This window comes from Arthrobacter sp. GCM10027362 (assembly GCF_042679445.1).
GTDB lineage: Bacteria > Actinomycetota > Actinomycetes > Actinomycetales > Micrococcaceae > Crystallibacter.
In genome coordinates, this window is sequence record NZ_JBHTML010000346.1 from 1 (window position 1) to 1,718 (window position 1,718).

The window sequence follows — 1,718 nt, forward strand, 5'->3', positions numbered from 1 at the left end:
CAGCAGCTCCGCTCCCGTGGGGCGCGCCTGAGGCCGAAGGGCACCGGGCAGGGGTGCGCCGCCCCGGCGGCGCCGGCCTTCGAACGCTGGTCTTCGAACGCGGGAATCCGATCGGTGCGTTTTTCGCCGGGGCCGGCCGGCAGGGCCGGAGCGCCGGCGGCCTCGCGTACATTCATCCCGTACATTAGGGGCTGAGCCGGCACGGCGGGAACCATCAAGGAGCACTGTGAACCTCAGCTTCAAGGATTCGGGCATCGACTGGGAAGCCCTGCAGGAGGCGGCCGCCAAGGCGATGCAGCACGCCTACGTGCCGTATTCGAAGTATCCGGTAGGCGCCGCGGCGCTGACCGACGACGGGCGGATAGTCTCCGGCTGCAATGTGGAGAACGCCTCCTACGGACTGACGCTGTGCGCCGAATGTTCGCTGGTCAGCCAGCTGCGGATGACCGGCGGCGGGAAGCTGGTGGCGTTCAGCTGCGTGGACGGGCAGGGGAACATCCTGATGCCCTGCGGGCGCTGCCGGCAGCTGCTGCACGAGTTCCGCGCCCCGGGCATGCAGCTGATGACCGTCTCCGGCATCCGGACCATGGATGAGGTCTTGCCCGATGCCTTCGGCCCGGAAAACCTTGGCGAACCGACCCGAACCGGGAGTGGACAATGACCGAACCTTTCGACGCCGTCGACATCATCCGGACCAAGCGGGACAGGGGCACGCTCAGCGACGGGCAGATCGACTGGACCATCGACGCCTACACCCGCGGCGTAATCGCCGACGAGCAGATGGCGGCCCTGAACATGGCCATCCTGCTCAACGGCATGAGCCGCGCGGAGGTCTCCCGGTGGACGGCCGCGATGATCGCCTCCGGCGAGCGGATGGACTTCTCCGGCCTGGGCAAGCCAACCGTGGACAAGCACTCCACCGGCGGGGTGGGGGACAAGATCACGCTGCCGCTGGCCCCGCTGGTGGCGGCGTTCGGCGTCACCGTGCCCCAGCTCTCGGGACGGGGCCTTGGCTACACCGGCGGCACCCTGGACAAGCTCGAATCCATCCCGGGCTGGCGCGCGGTGCTGGGCAACGGGGAACTGATGGCCCAGCTGGACAGCGTCGGCGCGGTGATCTGCGCCGCCGGGGCGGGCCTGGCGCCTGCGGACAGGAAGCTGTACGCGCTGCGCGACGTCACCGGCACGGTGGAGTCCATTCCGCTGATCGCTTCCTCGATCATGAGCAAGAAGATCGCCGAGGGCACCGGGGCGCTGGTGCTGGATGTGAAGGTGGGATCCGGGGCGTTCATGAAGGACGAGGACTCGGCGCGGGAGCTGGCCGAGACCATGGTGGCCCTGGGTACCGATGCCGGGGTGAAGACGGTGGCCCTGCTGACCAACATGGACACCCCGCTCGGGTTGACGGCCGGCAACGCCCTCGAGGTGGAAGAAGCCGTCGAGGTCCTTGCCGGCGGCGGGCCCGAGGACGTCGTGGAGCTGACCGTCCGGCTGGCCGAGGAAATGCTCCAGGCGGCGGGGGTGGTGGACGCGGACCCGGCCGCGGCGCTGAAGGACGGCCGCGCCATGGATGTCTGGAACCGGATGATCGAGGCCCAGGGCGGGGACCCGCACGCCAAGCTGCCGGCTGCGCGGCACTCCGAGGTGGTCTACGCCCCGGCCGACGGCGTGCTGCTGCGCCTGGACGCGCTGGCCGTGGGCGTGGCCGCCTGGCGCCT

The 1,718-nt window shown here is 70.0% G+C and carries 2 protein-coding genes; both read left to right on the top strand.

Annotation, left to right across the window (positions count from 1 at the left end; genetic code table 11):
- Window positions 1-226 precede the first annotated feature (226 nt).
- Window positions 227-661 carry a cytidine deaminase gene (locus tag ACFQ36_RS22505; protein WP_377017765.1) on the top strand — a complete coding sequence of 145 codons (435 nt, stop codon included), beginning with the start codon at window positions 227-229 and terminating at the stop codon, window positions 659-661.
- Window positions 658-1,718, top strand: a 1,061-nt coding sequence (locus tag ACFQ36_RS22510) for a thymidine phosphorylase (protein WP_377017767.1), incomplete at its 3' end; no start/stop codon positions are given. The genes ACFQ36_RS22505 and ACFQ36_RS22510, both read left to right, overlap by 4 nt.